We start from the raw sequence: 18,477 nt of genomic DNA, 5'->3' as shown, positions 1-18,477 counted from the left end.
TGGGCAGTTACACCACATTGTGCGGTGGAAACATGCCCTTTTCTTCCATGGAATAAACACCGTCACTGCCCACGATAATGTGATCAATCAGCTGAATATTCACAAATTTCAGAGCCTTTAAAATCTGCCGAGTCGTGAACATATCCGCCTGAGAGGGCAAACAGAAGCCCCCCGGATGGTTATGGGCCAACATCGCTGTCACGCTGTTAACCTTAAGTGCTGTTTTAACCACCTCACTGGGTGTAATTGCTACTCTCTCCATTGAACCTTCGGCAATCTTGGTGCAAAGCAACACCTTTTTATTATAGCCTAAGCAAATTAAAAGAACCTCTTCATTGGTTCTGCCCAAAAATTTGCTTTTTACATAATCTTTGGCTGCCACATGGTCATTGATTACATTTTTGTTGCTCACTGCATACATATCGTCCAGATAGACCCGGCACAGTTCCGGAATCAACTTAATCAAAGTGGCTGATTCATCGCCTATTCCCGGTATATCGGTTAGCATATTATATGGAGCATCAAATACCCCTGAAATCGAACTGAAAGTATTGATCAGCTCATGGCCGATTTCATTGGTATCTCTGCGGGGTACAGAATAAAAAAGCAAAAATTCCAGCATCTCATGAGGTGCAAATCCGCCAAGCCCATTCGTACGAAATTTTTCCTTTAGTCGCTCCCTATGTCCCTGATGGATCTTTGACAAGCGCTACCACCCATCCTCATAATGTCATTCATATTTTTCACGCAAACCGTTGCTCGGTTGTTTCTTTCATTATACACTAAAACATATCGCTTAGCTAGAACTCTCCCCTCTGTATTTTACCAAAATGTTAACCACCATATTTAATTGTCTGAAAAATTGTGATATACTTTAGCCAATTGATACCGTTAGAGGAGATTTTGATGAAAGAGTTTCATATCCAATCCAACGATGCCGGGCAGCGGCTGGATAAGTTTCTGCACAAGGCAGTTCCGCTTTTGCCCACCAGCCTGATGCAAAAATATCTGCGCCTCAAGCGCATTAAAATAGACGGAAAACGAGCCGCAGGCTCTGATCGGCTGGTTGTGGGAAGTGTGGTATCCCTTTATATTTCAGATGAGTTTTTTCAGGAACAGACGGTGGATTTTCGCAGTGCACCCAGTGATCTGGATGTTGTATATGAAGATGATCAACTTTTGATCATCAATAAACAACCGGGCCTGTTGGTTCATGAGGGGGATGGCCATGATCGGGATACTTTAATCATGCGGATACTTCATTATTTATACAAAAAAAATGAATATATTCCCGACTTAGAGAACAGCTTCACCCCGGCTCTGTGCAATCGGATTGACCGCAACACTGGTGGTCTGGTCATTGCGGCCAAGACCTTTGAGGCCTTGCAGATAATGAACCAAAAAATTAAGGATCGTGAAATTACCAAGCTGTATCTCTGCATAGTGCACGGTGTTCCCACCCAAAAGAGCGCTCTGCTCAAAGGATATCATACCAAGGATTCTGCCACCAACACGGTGCGCATTAGCAAGGCCCCTGTTCCCGGTGCTAAAACTGCTCTCACAAGCTATCGGGTGCTGGCTGTGCGAAAGGATCTGAGCCTTTTGGAAATCAAGCTTCTGACAGGGCGGACCCATCAGATTCGGGCACATATGGCTTCGATTGGCCACCCACTGCTGGGAGATACCAAATATGGAGTAAACCGCATGAACCGTGACAGTGCCTTCCAGTTTCAGGCCTTGTGCGCCTATAAGCTGATTCTTGATTTTCCAACCGATGCCGGACCGCTCAACTATCTAAAGGGCAAAAGCTTCTCACTGCCAAGTGTGCCTATGCTGGAGCAAGGCGGATTTGGAGGGGTTAACTTAAACACCCCCGGCATATAAACGCAAATAGATTGAAAATCAATGCGGCCTGCGGCCCTTTGCTGCACAGATAAAACAATCTCATCATATACCTGTAAAGAAAGGCGCAGCATTCAACTGCGCCTTTACTTTGCTTCACAAACACAATATTTGTTGCCCTTACACAAAACTGCCTAAGGGGAATAGAAAAGCCCCCTACCCGCCATGAAGCCACAGTGGGGGGAGCTTAAAAAATACACTTATTGGGGCTTATTCGCTGACATAAGGCAGGAATGCCAAATGACGCGCACGTTTAATAGCCAGAGTCAACTGACGCTGATGGCGTGCGCAGGTTCCGGTTACCCGACGGGGAACAATCTTAGCCCGCTCGGAAAGATAACGCCGCAGACGGGGGACATCCTTATAATCGATGTCGTGAACACGATCCACACAAAAGGAGCATACTTTTTTTCTGCCCTTTCTGGGGCCGCCTCTGCCGGGACGCTCGGAACGGTCAGATCTATCAGGTCTATCCATGAACAACCCTCCTTGCTTTCATTGGGTTTAAGAAGTTAAAACGGCAAATCGCCGTCATCATCAAGTTCTGCAAAATCGTCCACATTGCCGCTGGAATAAGATACCCCTGCATTAGCAGCGGGAGCCTGATTCGGAGCGGGAAAGGACATGGATTCATTGCCGCCGCGGGAAGGAGCAGATGCGCTTTTGCTCTCGGCAAAACGAACATTATCGGCAATGATTTCAAACACACGGCGGTTGTTGCCGTCCTTATCGGTATATTGACGAGTTTCAATGGAACCCTCCACCAAAATCATCTTACCCTTATTGAAATATTTACTGACAAATTCCGCTTGACTTCTCCAAGCAACAATATCCAAAAAATCGGTTTGGCGTTCGTCGCCCCTTGGGGTATAGCCACGATCAACAGCAATGCGGAAAGAGCATACAGATACGCCATTGGGCGTTTGCTTTAGTTCTGGATCGGCAGTCAGCCTTCCCATCAAAATAGCTCTGTTATACATCCACTACACCGCCTTTTCTGCCTCGGGCTTTACATCTTTTTTCTTCTTGTGATACTCCTTGGGCTCTTCCTTGTGAATGATCAGGCTGCGGAGCACGCCGTCCGTGATTTTATAAACACGATCCAGCTCAGCGGGAAGAGACGGCTTGCTGGTGAAGTTCACCAGGTAATAATAACCCTCCAGCTCGTCTTTGATCGGGTAAGCAAAACGGCGCTTGCCCCATTCTTCGACGCTGTCGATGGTGCCGCCATTTTCCTGAATCAGAGTCTTGAAGCGCTCGAAAAGCTCCTTGACACCTTCTTCACCGGCTTGTGCATTGAAAATCATGACAGTTTCATACTTTGCGATAAGATTGGCCATACGTTGATACACCTCCTTCTGGACATAAGACCCTGCCGATGAGGGCAGAGTAAGGATGTTTGCGGCAATTTTATAAATAGGTCACACCGCAATACCTGATAGTATAGCAGTTTATCAGGGACAAGTCAAGAAAATTTTACCGTTCCTGCCAAAAGCGGACTTTTTAGCAAATGCAAAGCCTTTTACAATGAAGCGGCCAAAACCCGCAGATACTCCCTGAAATCGGCTCCGATTTCGGCGTGGCTCAGCGCTACTTCCACACAAGCCTGCAAATAACCCAGCTTGTTGCCCATATCGTACCGGGTTCCGGTGTATTCCACCCCAATCATCCCCTCGCCCCGAGCCAGAATCTTCATGGCATCGGTAAGCTGGTATTCACCGCCCGCGCCCTTGGGAATATCGGCCAAAATACCGAACACAGAGGGAGGAAGCACACAGCGGCCCAGTATGGAATAGTTGGACATAACCTCATGAGGCGCAGGCTTTTCAATCATATCGGTAACCTTAAAGCGGCGCTCTTCCAGAGGCGCAACCTCTAAAGAGCAGTATTTGCCGATTTCAGAAAGTTCCACCGGCTTGATGCCCGCAACACCCAGACCATATTTTTCATAGGCCTCACAAAGCTCTCCGCAGGCAGAGTTCTCACCAATGATGACATCATCGCCATAGAGAACGGCAAAGGGCTGATCGCCCACAAAAGACTTTGCCTGATAAACGGCATGTCCCAATCCCAGGGTTTCCTTCTGGCGGACGTATTGAATATTAGCCAACTTGGAAATGGCCAGCATTTCTTCATAAAGGGCATCCTTCCCCCCTGCTTTGAGACGGGCTTCCAGCTCGGGGGAACGGTCAAAATGATCCTCCATAATGGTTTTTCCCCGGCTGGTTATAATCAGGATATCCTCAATACCAGCCCGGACAGCCTCTTCCACAACAAACTGGATAGCCGGCTTATCCACAAGAGGCAGCATCTCCTTGGGCATACTTTTGGAAGCAGGCAACACACGGGTTCCCAGACCCGCTGCCGGAATAACAGCCTTACGTACCTTCATATTTGGTTCTCCTCAATTTCAAAAAGTAAGCGGCACACATTTTGGCTGCGCGCCGCTGCAGAATCCACATCCGCTTTTACATAAATTCAGGCCACAGAGCCATCAAGACGTTGTTATGGAAGCACCATTTTCTTCCAATTTTAAGCCTTCATTAATATTATTAATATAAAATAGATACAGCAACACCAAAGCTGGCAAGAAAATAGATTACAGAAACAGCCAGTATCACAAAGCCCACAGCCTTCACGCTGATTCCGCCTCGGGTGGAAAGCTGTGCCACATAGGTCTGCTCATCCACCATTTGCTGGGTGCTTTCGCGAATGGTTTTGACAGAATCAATGACTCTTTTATAATAAATACGGTTTGCAAAAAAGGATAAGGTAATAGTCAGCCCAAACTGCACCGAAGTGGTGATGTTGCTGAGTTGAGCATAAAAATCAAGCAGTGTCTGATCCAGCGTTACAGCGGGGCCCAAGCCCATCTGATTCAGCATATAGGGTGTATAGTAATAGGCATACAGCAAGCGGGGAATCATACACACCAATGTAACCGCCAGCAGCGCCACGCCGATTTTGTACATTTTTCGATAGAAATAATACATAAAGCCAAGAATAGCGGCACTCCAATTGGCCGTAATCATTCGCTTGGTCTGGTCAAAGAGTTTAAACCGATGGAGATAATAGGCTGGACGAGCTCCCAGAAAAAACGCAATATCCCGAACCGATTCTCCGGCAATGCTTTCATCCGGATTCAGCCCGCCATAAGCGGAAAAAGCCGCGTTCGTTTCCGGCGCACTGAAAACAAATCCTGGCTGAGGCCAGTTCTCAGGCTGGTTCTGTGTATGTGCGTGGGTATGCGTATGTGTATGACTACTTGAATCTTCGGGCTGCTCACGGCTGGGCATCTTTGCCCCACACACCTGACAAAAAGGATATTCCCCGGGATTATAGGCATTGCAGCGCTCACAGCGAACAGGCTGTGCCCGAGCCGCAGCCTGAGCGGCCGCCTGCTCCTGCGCCTGCTGCTCCAACGGGTTAACCCATGCTTTCCCGGTCATATGTTCCTTGGCAAAAGCACAGTCCCCCACTTGGGCATAGCATTCCCGGTGATGGGGAGCTCCACATTTTGGGCATACTACAATATCATCGTGAGTGCTGAATTTTTTATCACAAACAGGACACCGAACCCCTATATAATTAGCCATAGGTTTTCCTTTCCCAATCCTAACGTTATTTTACTCCAGGGTCCACTCAGACCACCAAAAGCAGACAGCGGAAACCCGGGCCCAAACTTTGGGAAGGCCGGTTTGTTTCCCAACTGCGGGAGCGTTGTTCTACAAATATTATATACTATTATCTGGCAAAATCAACGCCGTTTTCTGTCCCAATTGTGAACAGTTTGTATACTCACGAGACTTTCCATAGGCTTTTCAAGGTCTTATGGGGCAAACAGCAATGGATATCCGGCATTCTATTTCTTTACAATTCTAGCCTGCTGAGATATAATCAAATAAAATAGTGAACAATTTTAAAATGACAGACAAACCTTATAAAGCCTCTTTTTGAGAGCTTTGGGGCAAGCGGCCCTATTCAGACTGATACTCTTGGAGGAAAATATGCTGATATACGACGACGCAAAACTAAGGCTCAACGAACTAAAGCCCCAGTTGGAAGAGCTGGCCAAGGCTTTGGGGATCGAACAGCTGCGGCAGCGGCTGGCTGAGCTGGCTGAGGCTTCCAATGATCCTGCGTTTTGGGGGGATCTTGAAAAAAGCCAGCTTGTGCTCAAGGAACAAAAACAGCTTCAAACCAAGCTGGGCTCTTATGAGCGTTTGGCAGGGCTTCACGAGGATGCCTCCACCCTGATCCAGATGGCGGAAGAAGAAGAGGACGACAGCCTGCTGGAGGAGGTTCTCCAGCACTTGGAGGAACTGACTTCCCAGCTGGAGATACAGCGTCTTTCCACCCTGCTGACAGGGGAATACGACAGCCACAACGCCATCCTAACCTTTCATGCAGGAGCTGGCGGAACCGAGGCACAGGATTGGGTGGAGATGCTTTACCGCATGTACACCCGCTGGGCGGAGCGCCATCGCTACAAATACAAGGTGCTGGATTATTTGGCTGGCAATGAGGCTGGCATCAAGTCGGTTTCCATTTTGATTGAAGGCACCAATGTTTATGGCTATCTGAAAAGCGAAGGCGGCGTACACCGTTTGGTGCGCATCTCCCCTTTTGATTCTTCGGGGAGACGGCAGACCTCCTTTGCCTCACTGGAGGTCATGCCCGAAATCGACGAGGATGTAAGCATTACCATTGATCCCGTTGATTTACGGGTTGACACCTACCGCTCCGGCGGTGCGGGCGGTCAGCATGTTAACAAAACCGATTCAGCGGTGCGTATTACCCATCTGCCCACTGGTATTGTAGCGGCCTGCCAGAATGAGCGCAGCCAGCATCAAAACCGTGAGGTTGCCATGAAGATGCTTAAATCCAAGCTGGCGGAGATCAAAGAGCGGGAGCATCTGGAAAAAATCAGCGATATCAAGGGCGTACAGAAGGAAATCGGCTGGGGCTCACAGATTCGCTCTTATGTCTTCATGCCCTATACCTTGGTCAAGGATTTGCGAACCGGATTTGAAGTGGGCAATATCAGCGCCGTTATGGACGGAGAACTGGATGGATTTATCAATGCCTATCTGCGTGAATCCAGTCTGGGAAACCTGTAGCCTTCTGTTTGGTTTCCACCCGACAAAGACAAAAGCACATTTCGTGTGCGAAGCAGATGCAAAAAGCCTGATTTTATCGGCTTACTCTTGACTTTAGCAGCAATTCCCATTACTATTTTGATGTATTGCCTTGAAGCTTTGCAAGGCGCATCATTTTATAGCCTCGCGGAGGCATCACTATTTATTTTGGAGGAATCCTCATGACTGATACCACTGAAAACAGCCCCAAGCAGAATCGCGGCCTTGAAAACAACCAAAAAACCATGGAAAAGGTGACAGCCCTGTGCAAAAACAGAGGCTTTGTTTATTCCGGTTCTGAAATCTATGGCGGTTTGGCCAACACTTGGGATTACGGCCCCTTGGGCGTTGAACTCAAAAATAACATCAAGAGAGCTTGGTGGAAGAAATTTGTCCAGCAGTCCCCGCTGAATGTGGGCTTGGACAGCGCCATTCTCATGAACCCACAGGTTTGGGTGGCTTCCGGTCATGTAGGCGGTTTTTCCGATCCCCTGATGGATTGCAAAGACTGCAAGACCCGCCATCGGGCCGACAAGCTGATCGAGGATCAGTCCGAGACCGTTCCCAATGGCTGGAGCGATGCCCAGATGATGGATTTCATCAAAGAAAACGGCATCAAATGCCCCAACTGCGGCAGCACCAATTTCACCGATATCCGCAAGTTCAATCTGATGTTCAAGACCTTTCAGGGTGTCACCGAGGATGCCAAAAATGAGATTTTTCTGCGGCCTGAAACCGCTCAGGGAATCTTCGTCAACTTTATGAATGTGCAGCGCACCACCCGCAAAAAGCTGCCTTTTGGTGTAGCTCAGGTGGGTAAATCCTTCCGCAATGAGATTACCCCCGGCAACTTTACCTTCCGTACCCGTGAGTTTGAGCAGATGGAGCTGGAATTTTTCTGCAAGCCCGGCACCGATCTGGAATGGTTTGCCTACTGGAAAGAATTCTGCAAAAACTGGCTGCTTGGCTTGGGTATGCAGGAAAACAATCTGCGCCTGCGGGATCATGAGGCCGAGGAGCTTTCTCACTACTCCAATGCCACCACCGACTTTGAGTTCCTGTTCCCCTTTGGCTGGGGCGAGCTGTGGGGTATTGCCGACCGCACTGACTTTGACCTGACCCAGCATATGAAGCACAGCACCAAGAGCATGGAATATTTTGATCAGGAATCCGGCGAAAAGTATATCCCCTATGTTATCGAGCCTTCTTTGGGCGCTGACCGGGTTACCTTGGCTTTCCTGTGTGATGCTTATGACGAAGAGACCGTTGGCGAGGGAGATACCCGTGTGGTGCTTCGCCTGCATCCCGCTCTGGCGCCCTTTAAGGCTTGTGTACTTCCTCTTTCCAAAAAGCTGGCCGAGCCTGCCGGAAAGGTCTTTGAAGCCCTCTCCGCTCACTTTATGGTGGATTATGATGATGCTTCCTCCATCGGAAAGCGCTATCGCCGTCAGGATGAGGTGGGCACTCCCTTCTGCATCACCTATGATTTTGATTCGGAAACCGATGGCAGTGTTACAGTCCGTGACCGTGATACTATGGAGCAGACTCGTGTTCCCATCGACCAGCTGGTGGCTTATATTCAGGAGAAAATCACATATTAATCTAAGCTTTGATTTTTCGTACAACAAAAGGAATCCCCCGGAGATTAACCGAGGGATTCCTTTTTTATTATTCCATTTTTTCGGCTTACGAATTTTGCTTTCGTTCTTGAGCAGCCTGCTCCATCTCCTGAGCATAGGCGGCCTGCATTTCCGCTTCCCAATCCGACTTAGGCGGCTGCCCGCTGAAAGGGAGAATATCGGCACTGGGCAGCTGCTCATAGTCAGCAGAAGATGTCTCCACAAAATCCTCTTGAGCCTGATCAAACAACTGCTCCTGCAAATCTTCGGGGGCTGCCCCCCTGGTATTGGCTCTTTCCTTAGCCAGCTCCTGAAGAAAACTGGTATACTGCTTGGTGGACATGGGCGGATCAAAATAGGGGCCTTGCCCAAATTTGCAGCTTTTTTCTGCGGCAACCCTCGCTTGCTCCTCAATCTGTATATCTTCCACTAGAATTTGAGTGTTAAAGGTACGGGCAAAATTAACCAACCAGCCCAGAGATAGATTCTGCTGGCCCTCATCCCCCGCTTTTTCCTTCAGATCCCGCAAAAATCCGGGGCGAACCTGAATACGGTCAAATGGAAAGGGAGGCAGCATTTCCAGCGCACGGGAACGTGGGTCAACGTTGCCCAAAGCCAGCCGAACACCTAAATCCCGCAGTTTTCTCAGCTGGGTAAAGGAAGTCTCCATTTCCACCGGCAGTTTTTCTGAATCCACCAAAAATTCCAGCAGCTGAGGCTTTACCTGAAAATCAGTAAGGCATTGGTTCACTAAGGCATCTATATCTTCTTTATACAGGTCAATCATAGAAAGCGGAAGAGTAACCGGCAGCACCGAAATATCCTGCTTGCGGCAGCTGTTAATCTCTTTGCAAACTTTATACAGCATTTTAGCACAGTATCCGGGCAACGCACCGATAGCATCATGAACAGTATACTGCCGAGGTGTATTTTCCATAATACGCCAACCTGCCCGCACCTGCACACCGCAGACCCTGCGGGTATCCAAACGGCGGCTGGGCCTCCAGTGCAAAACATATTCATCATCGAACTGGTTTTCCTTAAAGTTTTCTAAGGCACTCTCTCCATAAAAATGGGAAAACACAATGCTGCTGCTATAAACAATATAAGAAACCTTACGGTTGGCTTTAATGGTATAGTGTGCAATATTGGCTCTTTCCATAAGCACAGGGAGCCGATAGCTCCACGATGTATTCTGTGTAACCGCCATCCCCATGCTCACATTCAGGCCGGTTTTAACGCCGATGCCTTCCATGACAGCCCGGCAGGCCTGCTTCATGTTATCGGCAATGATTTCAAACTGCTGAACATCGTGATAGGGCAGCAAAGCAAAAAAATGATCCGCTGTAATCCTGGAAAAAATAGCATGCTCTCCAAAAACCTCCGGCAATCTCTGCACAATGTGCTGTAGTGCAAAGTCTCCGATATTAACACCCTTGAGGGAATTGATCAGCTTAAAACGGTCAAAATCAAAATAAACCACCGCCCAAGACGTTTTTTCCTTTTTAGCGGCATCCAGAATGGCCTGACACTCACGATGAAACGCCTCACCACAGCGCAAACCGGTGAGCGAATCATTTTCCACGAGCGCCTCCTCACGCTCATGGGCCAAAGGCATGGGCTCCTGATGGGCGCCCCCTTTTTCTGTTTCACCCAAAATATCGCTGTAATAATCCACCAAGCTCATTTTATCCAGATCAACACCATCTGGAATATCATCCGGGAAATCTAAATTACGGCGGGGAATCAAATAATCCTCCAGATCCTCTTCAAAGGCATCGGAATCAAAATCAAACCGGGAATCTTTATTTAAGGGTGCTTTTTCAATTACAAGAACTTTGCCGATCAGGCCAAGTATAACCAGTAATAGAGCTCCGCCAATGCCAACCGCTACTGCAATGCCAATATTCACCTTATGCTCCCCCTGTCAAAATTGCTGAAAACAGGATACCCCACTCTTGAAAAAAACGGGAGATACATTTCTTTCAGCATCGGGTATTCATGCAGCACCTTAAAAAAATCAAACCCCGCAGTCATACACAATAATTATATCGTCATTTTCGCTTCGTTCCTTATGACTATAACAAAAAAAAATGATGACTTCAAGTACTGGTCATCAAAGTTTATGCAGAGAAAATACAAAAAATCAGAAGAAATCGCATTTTATCGATTCCTTCTGATTTTTCATAAATAGATATATAGGTTAAATACTGCTGAAAACTGAAATCATTTATGAGGCGTTTGTTTATAAACCCTGCCTCACGTTATTTACAATCCTTTTATTTATGGTTTTCATCCACATATTTTCTGGAAAGCCGGACATTTTCATCCGAAATAATAGGGGTTTCGTTTTCCTTCTTATTATAAGCCGTGATGGTATTGGTGGTGTAGGCCCCTGTGATTTTTTTCTGCGGATCAATTTTGGCTGAATTGCCATGAAGAATCTTTTCACTTTTTTTACCGGACATTTTTCTTTCCCCTTTCTTTTCATCGAAAATCACACTGCTTAATTTATAGAAGCACGATTTTCTTCTCATAATAGCTTTAAGACTAGTATTTCCCCCTATAGAAAGAAAAATCAATTGTCTTTTTGCCAAAAATTATGATACAATATTCATAAATAGAAATCACGACAGAGCTGCAATCCCATTTTCAACAAAATAAAATGATTTGCTTGCTCATTTGTCGGCTGAATAAAATAATCTTCCCGCCAAAAGGATGAAACAACACCGCTATGATTTTACAGCTTGAAGATATTTCCAAGGGGTTTGGCGCCCATCAAGTGCTCAACCCCCTAACCGCTAAAATAGAAGATCAGGACCGCATTGGTCTCATTGGAGTAAATGGAGCTGGCAAATCCACCCTGCTGAATATAATATACGGCGAACTGGAACCGGACACAGGCATCCTTTCCCGCTCAGCCAGCCACTTTGGGTTTTTACGGCAAAACAGCGGATTGAACAGCCAAAATACCATTGCCCAGGAAATGCATATGGCACTGGCCACTTTAGTGAAAATGCAAAAGGAACTGGCCGCTCTTCAACAGGAAATGGCCGCTCTGCCGCCCCAATCCCCTGCTTATGAGCCTTTGGCCGGGCGCTATGCTTCTTTGCTGACCCAGTTTGAGCAGCAGGATGGCTACACCATGGAAGTACGCATTGATACTGTGCTCAACGGAATGGGCTTTGGCCAGACCGACCGGCAAACACCTGTTGCCGTTTTGAGCGGTGGCGAAAAGACTCGCCTTGCCCTGTGCAAGCTTTTGCTGGAGCAGCCTGAGCTGCTTATTTTGGATGAACCCACCAACCATCTGGATTTCAAAACGCTTCTTTGGCTGGAGGATTATCTTTCCGGATGGAAAAAAGCGCTTCTGGTGGTTTCCCATGACCGTTATTTTCTGGATCGCCTTTGCGGCAGTGTCTGGGAGCTGGATCAAGGGACACTGTATACCTATAAAGGCAATTACAGCCGCTATGTGGAGCAACGTGCCCAGCGATTGGAGCTTCAGGAAAAACAGTATTGGCAGCAGCAGCAGGATATCCAGAAGCTGGAGGATTTTGTGGCCCGCAATCTGGCTCGGGCCAGCACAACCGGCCGTGCCCAATCCCGGCAGAAGATTCTGGATAAGATGGAACGCATCGAGCGGCCTCACGCTCCTTCCAAACCGGCTCGCTTGGAATTTGGGTACGACAAAGACCCTGTCAAGGATGTGCTGCACGTAAAGGATTTATCCTTGGCTGTGGATACAACCGAAGGCAAGCAGGTTTTGTGCAGTCACATTGATCTGGATATATTGCGGGGCGAGAAGGTTGCTCTTATCGGCGCCAATGGTATCGGAAAGACCACTTTGCTCCGGGCACTGCAAAAGCTTCATATCCCCGAAAGCGGCCAGATTTTTTGGGGACAGAATACGGTTATTTCCTACTTTGAACAGGGCGAGCTGGATTTAGAACCTTCCAAGCCTGTTTTGAATGCTTTATGGGATGTGTTTCCCCGGGAATATGAGCATACCATCCGCACCATTTTAGGACATGTTCAGCTGACCGGAGAAAATGTCTTTAAAAAGGTGGGCGATCTTTCAGGCGGTGAAAAGGCACGCCTGAAATTTGCCATTATGCTGATGAAAAAGGGTAATGTGCTTCTTTTGGATGAACCCACCAACCATCTGGATTTAAATGTAAAGGAATCGCTGGATAAAGCCCTGCAGCAGTTTGAGGGCACGGTTTTAGCCGTTTCACATGACCGTTACCTGCTCAATAAGTTCCCTACCAAGATTGTGGAAATGCACAGAGACCACATCCGGGTTTATAAGGGCAATTACGATGCCTATCTGCGCCAGAAGGAGGCTGCTACCCCAATGCCGGTGGCGCCAGAGATGCCTGCCGCTTCTGCTCCAGAGGCAACACCCCAATATCGCAGTAAAAAACAGCGCAGTATAGAGGTCGCACGCAAAAAAGAGCTGCGAGATTTAGAGGATACCATTGAGCTTTTGGAGAGCGAAATCTCGGAGCTGGAAGAGCTAATTGCCTCTCCGCGGATATCGGGGGATTACCTTTTGTTGCAGCAGCACTGTGATTCTCTGGAAGCCAAGCGTTTGGAACTGGGAGAGTGCATGAATCGATGGACGATTCTCTGCGACCAGATTTCGTAATACACCATTTCCCATGCAAAACACAATATTCAACAAAGTGAGGAGCACAATGAAATTTCCGCGCAACGAGAAGTACGCTTCCATCGCCGTTTATACTTTCCTTGTATTGGGAGCTTTGCTGGTTTTATCTCAATTTCTGCAAAATATTTCTTTTCTTTCAGGATGGGTACAGGGCACTTTACAGCTGCTGGCGCCGATTTTCTATGGATTTGTGATTGCGTTTCTGCTTAATCCCCTGCTGCGCTGGTTTGATGATAAGCTCCTGTGCAGGATATTCAAAAAATGGAAAAAACAGCCCAAACCGGTTACCCGGCGGGGAATTGCTCTGGGGCTGACCTATCTGACCACCTTTGTTGTTCTGAGCGTGTTTATCGGCCTTGTATTGCCGGAGCTGCGAGTGGTTACACAGATTGGAAGCAATGTCTCCTATTACATTCACTCTGTAGAAAAGCTTTATACCCGTTTCAATGAGTGGGTTTCCGGATTGCAGCTGATTAGTGCCGACGGGAACACACAGGTTCTGCTTCAAACTTTAAGCGAGCGGCTTGCAGAGCTGACAGAAGGCTTGGTTGAAAGCATTGTCCAATATCTGACCTATGGGGTCAGCGCTATTTTTGCCGCAACCACCCGCTTGACTGCCGGTATTCTCAATGGTGTGCTGGGTGTCATTGTTTCCATTTATTTCTTGATGGATCGGGAAAAGCTGTTTGCACAGCTTAAAAAAATTATCCGGGCCATTTTCCCTCAGAAGATAAGCAACCTTCTCTATGAAATTGCATTGGATTGCCACCATATTTTTAATGGATACATTGTAGGCAGTGTAACCGATTCTCTTATTGTGGGCATTTTGTGCTTCATATTTTCAAGCATTCTACAAATCCCTTCTGCTTTGCTGATCAGCACCATTGTGGGCATTACCAATATAATTCCCTATTTTGGGCCTTTCATCGGTGTTATCCCCGGCTTTCTGATTGTATTTGCTCAAAATCCCACAGCCGCCCTTTGGTTCGTGATTATGATTTTGGTTCTCCAGCAGATTGACGGCAACATTATAGCACCTAAAATTCTGGGTGATTCCACCGGCCTTTCACCTTTATGGATTATCTTTGCCATCACCCTGTTCAGCGGTATCTTAGGCATAGCCGGCATGTTTTTGGGAGTGCCGCTTTTTGCAATTCTCTATTCGCTGATCCGGCGGCTGGTCAATTTTCTGTTGCGGAGAAAAGGCGAATCCATCAAAACCCGGGACTATGATTCCGCCAAAAACCCTTTGATTAAATAATAAAGAATTCAATCTTAGAAAGGGAGCGCTTTTATGGATACACTAAAAGACACTGCTCAAAACAATTTTCACAATGGAATGAACTGTGCACAAGCAGTGGTAACCGTTTTTAGTGAAAAATACGGTATGAGCAAAGACCTGGCTTTGCGCTTGGCCGGAGGCTTTGGGGGCGGATGCCGCACCGGTGAGCTGTGCGGAGCAGTCAGCGGTGCGATCATGGTCATTGGCCTCAAGCATGGCCCTTCTACCCCTTCTGATGCCGAAGCCAAGGCGATTTGCGGCGCACAGACCAAGAACTTTATTGATCGCTTTAAAGAGCGCAATCACTCTGTGACCTGTCGGGAACTTTTGGGATGTGAGCCTGTTCAGCGTGATCTTCTCCCCGCCGAGCAGCAGGCGGAGCTGAAAGAGGTTTGCACCGATCTGGTTAGCGGCGCTGTGGAACTGCTGGAGCAAATGGATTACTAAAAATAAAAGGGTGATCCGGGTAGTAAAGCGTAAGGATGCTTTTAAAGGCAATGGTCATGATGTTTTTCATGGTTGTTGCCTTTCGTTTTTGAGGGCTCAGGACACTTTCTGGAAACACCGCCATACAATGGTCGTATCCTTGCTACAGCCATGTGGTGATTACGACAGTCATTTATCACTGCTATATAGAAGCGGGGCATATCATTTATATATTGAGAATAAGGAAATGATTTATGAGAGAGTATTCTGTTGATAATTTGCGTTGTCTGGTTGTTCTGTTGCTTTTCCCATATCATACCTTTATGATTTACAATTCCTTTGGCGAGAGTTTTTACATAAAAGGCACGAATATCACATTTACAAGCAACTTCATTGTCGCAGTATGGCCTTGGATCATGCCGCTTTTATTTGTCGTGGCTGGTATGAGCTCAGCTTATGCCTTGAGAAAAAGAACGCCTCTGGAATATCTGAAAGAACGTGTTATGAAACTGTTTATTCCACTGATATCCGGCATATTACTGATCATGCCACTCATGACATATTTTGCTGAGCGGTTTCACAATGGCTATACAGGGGGATATATTGAACAATATGTTTTGTTTTTTACAAAGCCAACAGACCTTTCGGGTTATCACGGTGGTTTTACTCCCGGACATTTCTGGTTTATCCTTTACTTATTTGTAATATCACTTGTTGCTTTGCCGGTGATGAAGACATATCAAAAGTCAAAAAGAAAAATACCCATCGGCCTGATCAATTTGCCCCTTTTACTTGCCTTTTTTGTCATACCGTTGGCCTGTCAGATTATATTGAATATCTCAGGAAAAAGTGTAGGAAAATATTTTGCTTTTTTCCTGCTGGGGTATTTTATTCTATCCGATGAACGTATTCTCGAAAAGCTTGACAGATACCGTTTTTTGCTGACGGGGATGTTTATTTTAGGAATGGCTATAAATTTAGTTTTGTTTAATACAGAATTAAATATTAACGCAATCTTATATGAGGCAATAATTGAACTATACGCCTGGGTCGGCATTTTGGCTCTTTTGGGTATGAGCAAACATTATCTCAATATTATAACCGCTGCCTATTTCTCAAAATCATCGTTTTCTGTATATATTTTTCACCAACCCTGGATTATTATCATTGCCTTTTATGTGTTTCAGTTTACACAAAATACAGTTTTGCAAATGGCTTTAATCCTCGCGGGGAGTATCCCGCTCACGTTTCTTTCATACGAGTTGTGTAAACGAATTGGAATTTTACGATTCATTTTCGGCCTCAAGAAATGAGATTTACAGTAGAGCATAACATAAAATTAGGGCATTACCGCTGATAAAACGGTGATGCCCTAAAAATATGTTTATTGGAAAGAAAAGATGATTACCAATGTCAGCAGAAGTCCAACAGATAAGGTACAATAAGTTTCGCAAATAAGAAAAGGACAAGGTTTAAGTCTCTGGTAAAATGGGAGTAACGACACCACCATTTTGAAAGGAGACAGAAAACCATGTCCGAGAAAATTGTACAACTAAACGAGGAAGTAATCAAGGTAGAAATCCGGGAACTGGTGCGCAATAGCGTGGAGGAAACACTCAATGGGTTGTTGGAGCAGGAAGCACAGCAACTGACCAATGCCGCGAAATATGAACGCAGTGAGGGTCGACAGGGCTACCGCAGCGGGCACTACAACCGGAATCTGACAACAACGTCAGGGGATGTGGAGCTGAAAATGCCGAAGCTGAAAGGAGTGTCCTTTGAGACAGCGATTATTGAGCGGTACCGCCGCCGGGAAAGCAGCGTAGAAGAAGCATTGATTGAGATGTATCTGGCCGGGGTATCAGTACGGCGAGTAGAGGATATTACAGAGGCATTGTGGGGAAGCAAGGTGTCACCAGCCACGATCAGCGAACTGAACAAGAAAGCGTATGTCCACATTGAAGATTGGCGGGGTCGCCCCTTGCAAGGCGGGAAATACCCATATGTCTATGTGGACGGCATCTACCTTCGCCGCAACTGGGGCGGAGAATATGAGAATGTGGCTATCCTCGTAGCCATCGCAGTCAATGAGGACGGCTACCGGGAGGTGATTGGCGCCGCTGAAGGGATGAAAGAGGATAAAGCAAGTTGGGTGTCCTTCTTCCAATGGCTGAAAATCCGTGGACTTTCTGGTGTCAAGCTCATTGTGGGTGACAAATGTCTGGGTATGCTGGAGGCCGTCTATGAAGTGTTTCCCGACGTCAAATACCAGCGCTGCACCGTGCATTTCTACCGTAATGTATTCTCTGTTACCCCTCGCTCCAAGGTGAAGCTGGTAGCGAAAATGCTTAAGGCTATCCATGCGCAGGAAAGCAAAAAAGCGGCACGGGAGAAGGCGAAAGCCGTTGTGCAAGAACTGCACGCCATGAAGCTGACCCAAGCGGCCAGAAAAGTGGAGGATAGCATTGATGAGACGCTTACCTATGCCGATTTCCCACCCGAACATTGGACACGAATTCGCACGAACAACGTCATCGAACGCCTTAACCGTGAAATCCGTCGCCGTACAAGGGTGGTCGGCGCATTTCCTGATGGAAACTCCGCTCTGATGCTCGTCTGCGCACGTTTGCGCCATGTCGCCGGTACTCAGTGGGGTAACAAGAAATACATGAGTCAAAACCTCCGGCTAAGCCGGAGGCTTGAATAAGCCCTAGAAGGGCACAATACAGACAGTACCCCTAAAGGGGTCCCGAAAGATCTGCCATCCGCATTGCTTTCTCGGGCAACCCCTAAAGGGGTACGTTTTTATGCCTTGGTGTTCTTGCTACCCGTAAACGGGTCAGTGTACTCCTTGAGACTCATCTGATCGGATAGCTCATCTTCCTCCAATTGCTTTTTGATATACTCCTGTATCTGCTTTTTATTCCGCCCTACTGTATCCACATAATACCCTCTTGCCCAGAAATGCCTATTTCCATATTTGTACTTCAAATTTGCATGACGGTCGAATATCATTAAGCTGCTCTTCCCTTTTAGATACCCCATTATCTGCGATACACTAAACTTTGGTGGTATACTGATTAGCATATGGATGTGATCTGGGCATGCGTTCGCTTCTATAATTTCTACCCCTTTTTGATCACACAATTTCCTTAGGATAAACCCTATGTCTGCTTTAATTTCCCGATATATTACTTGTCTCCTGTATTTTGGTGCAAATACTACGTGGTATTGACATCTCCACTTGGTATGTTCTAAACTGTTTATGTCTTTCATTTAAAGACCTCCTCGATTTTTTAGTTAGGTTGGCAGACCTTAACTTTTAATATATCGGGGAGCTTTTTTCTTGTCCATACCTATAAGGTCTTTCTCCACCGGCAAAGCCGGTGGTTCTTAAGCAACATGAAGCATCTTGCTGCTGCAGCAGACGATGCTTTG

The 18,477-nt window shown here is 46.8% G+C and carries 17 protein-coding genes; 8 read left to right on the top strand and 9 right to left on the bottom strand.

Features of this window, described 5'->3' with window-relative positions; all coding sequences use genetic code 11:
- Positions 1–7: 7 nt before the first annotated feature.
- Positions 8–706, bottom strand: coding sequence for a DNA repair protein RadC (gene radC, locus U6B65_02545; protein ID WRS28022.1), 699 nt, complete (start codon positions 704–706; stop codon positions 8–10).
- 200 nt (positions 707–906) lie between these two features.
- On the opposite strand from radC, the gene U6B65_02540 reads away from it, so the two are divergent.
- Complete coding sequence (locus tag U6B65_02540) at positions 907–1,884, top strand: RluA family pseudouridine synthase (protein WRS28021.1); 978 nt, start codon at positions 907–909, stop codon at positions 1,882–1,884.
- 228 nt (positions 1,885–2,112) lie between these two features.
- Here the strand turns inward: U6B65_02540 and rpsR are convergent, their stop codons facing one another.
- The 5 genes from rpsR to U6B65_02515 all read right to left on the bottom strand — a co-directional run bounded on the left by rpsR (position 2,113) and on the right by U6B65_02515 (position 5,498).
- The gene (gene rpsR / locus U6B65_02535; protein ID WRS28020.1) at positions 2,113–2,379 is read right to left on the bottom strand and encodes a 30S ribosomal protein S18; all 267 of its coding nucleotides are present in this window, start codon (positions 2,377–2,379) and stop codon (positions 2,113–2,115) included.
- A 35-nt stretch (positions 2,380–2,414) separates the two neighbouring features.
- Positions 2,415–2,882 carry a single-stranded DNA-binding protein gene (locus U6B65_02530; GenBank protein ID WRS28019.1) on the bottom strand — a complete coding sequence of 156 codons (468 nt, stop codon included), beginning with the start codon at positions 2,880–2,882 and terminating at the stop codon, positions 2,415–2,417.
- Between the two features lie 3 nt (positions 2,883–2,885).
- Complete coding sequence (rpsF, locus tag U6B65_02525; GenBank protein WRS28901.1) at positions 2,886–3,230, bottom strand: 30S ribosomal protein S6; 345 nt, start codon at positions 3,228–3,230, stop codon at positions 2,886–2,888.
- Positions 3,231–3,424: 194 nt separating this feature from the next.
- Entirely contained in the window at positions 3,425–4,294 is an 870-nt protein-coding gene (locus tag U6B65_02520; protein ID WRS28018.1) for a UTP--glucose-1-phosphate uridylyltransferase, read from the bottom strand.
- Between the two features lie 160 nt (positions 4,295–4,454).
- Positions 4,455–5,498, bottom strand: a complete 1,044-nt coding sequence (locus U6B65_02515; GenBank protein ID WRS28017.1) for an RING finger protein — start codon at positions 5,496–5,498, stop codon at positions 4,455–4,457.
- A gap of 411 nt (positions 5,499–5,909) precedes the next feature.
- On the opposite strand from U6B65_02515, the gene prfB reads away from it, so the two are divergent.
- Positions 5,910–7,022 carry a peptide chain release factor 2 gene (prfB, locus tag U6B65_02510; GenBank protein WRS28016.1) on the top strand — a complete coding sequence of 371 codons (1,113 nt, stop codon included), beginning with the start codon at positions 5,910–5,912 and terminating at the stop codon, positions 7,020–7,022.
- A gap of 200 nt (positions 7,023–7,222) precedes the next feature.
- Positions 7,223–8,641: a glycine--tRNA ligase gene (locus U6B65_02505; GenBank protein WRS28015.1), complete on the top strand. Its 1,419-nt coding sequence runs from the start codon at positions 7,223–7,225 to the stop codon at positions 8,639–8,641.
- An 85-nt stretch (positions 8,642–8,726) separates the two neighbouring features.
- On the opposite strand, the gene U6B65_02500 is transcribed toward U6B65_02505, so the two are convergent.
- Positions 8,727–10,571, bottom strand: coding sequence for a diguanylate cyclase (locus U6B65_02500; GenBank protein WRS28014.1), 1,845 nt, complete (start codon positions 10,569–10,571; stop codon positions 8,727–8,729).
- A 367-nt stretch (positions 10,572–10,938) separates the two neighbouring features.
- A complete protein-coding gene (locus U6B65_02495; protein WRS28013.1) occupies positions 10,939–11,127 on the bottom strand; it encodes a hypothetical protein in 189 nt (62 codons plus the stop codon).
- Positions 11,128–11,393: 266 nt separating this feature from the next.
- On the opposite strand from U6B65_02495, the gene U6B65_02490 reads away from it, so the two are divergent.
- From U6B65_02490 to U6B65_02470, 5 genes are all read left to right on the top strand, one after another.
- Positions 11,394–13,310, top strand: a complete 1,917-nt coding sequence (locus U6B65_02490; GenBank protein ID WRS28012.1) for an ABC-F family ATP-binding cassette domain-containing protein — start codon at positions 11,394–11,396, stop codon at positions 13,308–13,310.
- Between the two features lie 49 nt (positions 13,311–13,359).
- On the top strand, positions 13,360–14,592 hold the full coding sequence (locus U6B65_02485) for an AI-2E family transporter (protein ID WRS28011.1): 1,233 nt from the start codon (positions 13,360–13,362) through the stop codon (positions 14,590–14,592).
- Positions 14,593–14,625: 33 nt separating this feature from the next.
- On the top strand, positions 14,626–15,060 hold the full coding sequence (locus tag U6B65_02480; GenBank protein WRS28010.1) for a C-GCAxxG-C-C family protein: 435 nt from the start codon (positions 14,626–14,628) through the stop codon (positions 15,058–15,060).
- Between the two features lie 233 nt (positions 15,061–15,293).
- Positions 15,294–16,352, top strand: a complete 1,059-nt coding sequence (locus tag U6B65_02475; GenBank protein ID WRS28009.1) for an acyltransferase family protein — start codon at positions 15,294–15,296, stop codon at positions 16,350–16,352.
- Between the two features lie 218 nt (positions 16,353–16,570).
- Entirely contained in the window at positions 16,571–17,746 is a 1,176-nt protein-coding gene (locus tag U6B65_02470; GenBank protein ID WRS28008.1) for an IS256 family transposase, read from the top strand.
- Between the two features lie 98 nt (positions 17,747–17,844).
- Here U6B65_02470 and tnpA read toward each other — a convergent pair whose 3' ends face one another.
- Complete coding sequence (tnpA, locus tag U6B65_02465; protein WRS28007.1) at positions 17,845–18,315, bottom strand: IS200/IS605 family transposase; 471 nt, start codon at positions 18,313–18,315, stop codon at positions 17,845–17,847.
- Positions 18,316–18,477 lie beyond the last annotated feature (162 nt).

The sequence above is a fragment of the Oscillospiraceae bacterium MB08-C2-2 genome (genome assembly GCA_035621215.1).
Classification (GTDB): domain Bacteria; phylum Bacillota; class Clostridia; order Oscillospirales; family Ruminococcaceae; genus WRAV01.
The sequence above is the reverse complement of the archived record's forward strand: the minus strand, read 5'-3'. Positions and strand labels throughout refer to the sequence as shown.

Excerpts from the sequence above, each read along its gene's own strand:
- rpsR (WRS28020.1), bottom strand. The coding sequence starts at position 2,379 with ATGGATAGACCTGATAGATCTGACCGTTCCGAGCGTCCCGGCAGAGGC.
- prfB (WRS28016.1), top strand. The coding sequence starts at position 5,910 with ATGCTGATATACGACGACGCAAAACTAAGGCTCAACGAACTAAAGCCC.
- U6B65_02480 (WRS28010.1), top strand. The coding sequence starts at position 14,626 with ATGGATACACTAAAAGACACTGCTCAAAACAATTTTCACAATGGAATG.
- U6B65_02515 (WRS28017.1), bottom strand. The coding sequence starts at position 5,498 with ATGGCTAATTATATAGGGGTTCGGTGTCCTGTTTGTGATAAAAAATTC.
- U6B65_02485 (WRS28011.1), top strand. The coding sequence starts at position 13,360 with ATGAAATTTCCGCGCAACGAGAAGTACGCTTCCATCGCCGTTTATACT.
- U6B65_02540 (WRS28021.1), top strand. The coding sequence starts at position 907 with ATGAAAGAGTTTCATATCCAATCCAACGATGCCGGGCAGCGGCTGGAT.
- U6B65_02475 (WRS28009.1), top strand. The coding sequence starts at position 15,294 with ATGAGAGAGTATTCTGTTGATAATTTGCGTTGTCTGGTTGTTCTGTTG.
- U6B65_02470 (WRS28008.1), top strand. The coding sequence starts at position 16,571 with ATGTCCGAGAAAATTGTACAACTAAACGAGGAAGTAATCAAGGTAGAA.
- U6B65_02520 (WRS28018.1), bottom strand. The coding sequence starts at position 4,294 with ATGAAGGTACGTAAGGCTGTTATTCCGGCAGCGGGTCTGGGAACCCGT.
- U6B65_02505 (WRS28015.1), top strand. The coding sequence starts at position 7,223 with ATGACTGATACCACTGAAAACAGCCCCAAGCAGAATCGCGGCCTTGAA.
- U6B65_02490 (WRS28012.1), top strand. The coding sequence starts at position 11,394 with ATGATTTTACAGCTTGAAGATATTTCCAAGGGGTTTGGCGCCCATCAA.
- U6B65_02530 (WRS28019.1), bottom strand. The coding sequence starts at position 2,882 with ATGTATAACAGAGCTATTTTGATGGGAAGGCTGACTGCCGATCCAGAA.
- tnpA (WRS28007.1), bottom strand. The coding sequence starts at position 18,315 with ATGAAAGACATAAACAGTTTAGAACATACCAAGTGGAGATGTCAATAC.
- U6B65_02495 (WRS28013.1), bottom strand. The coding sequence starts at position 11,127 with ATGTCCGGTAAAAAAAGTGAAAAGATTCTTCATGGCAATTCAGCCAAA.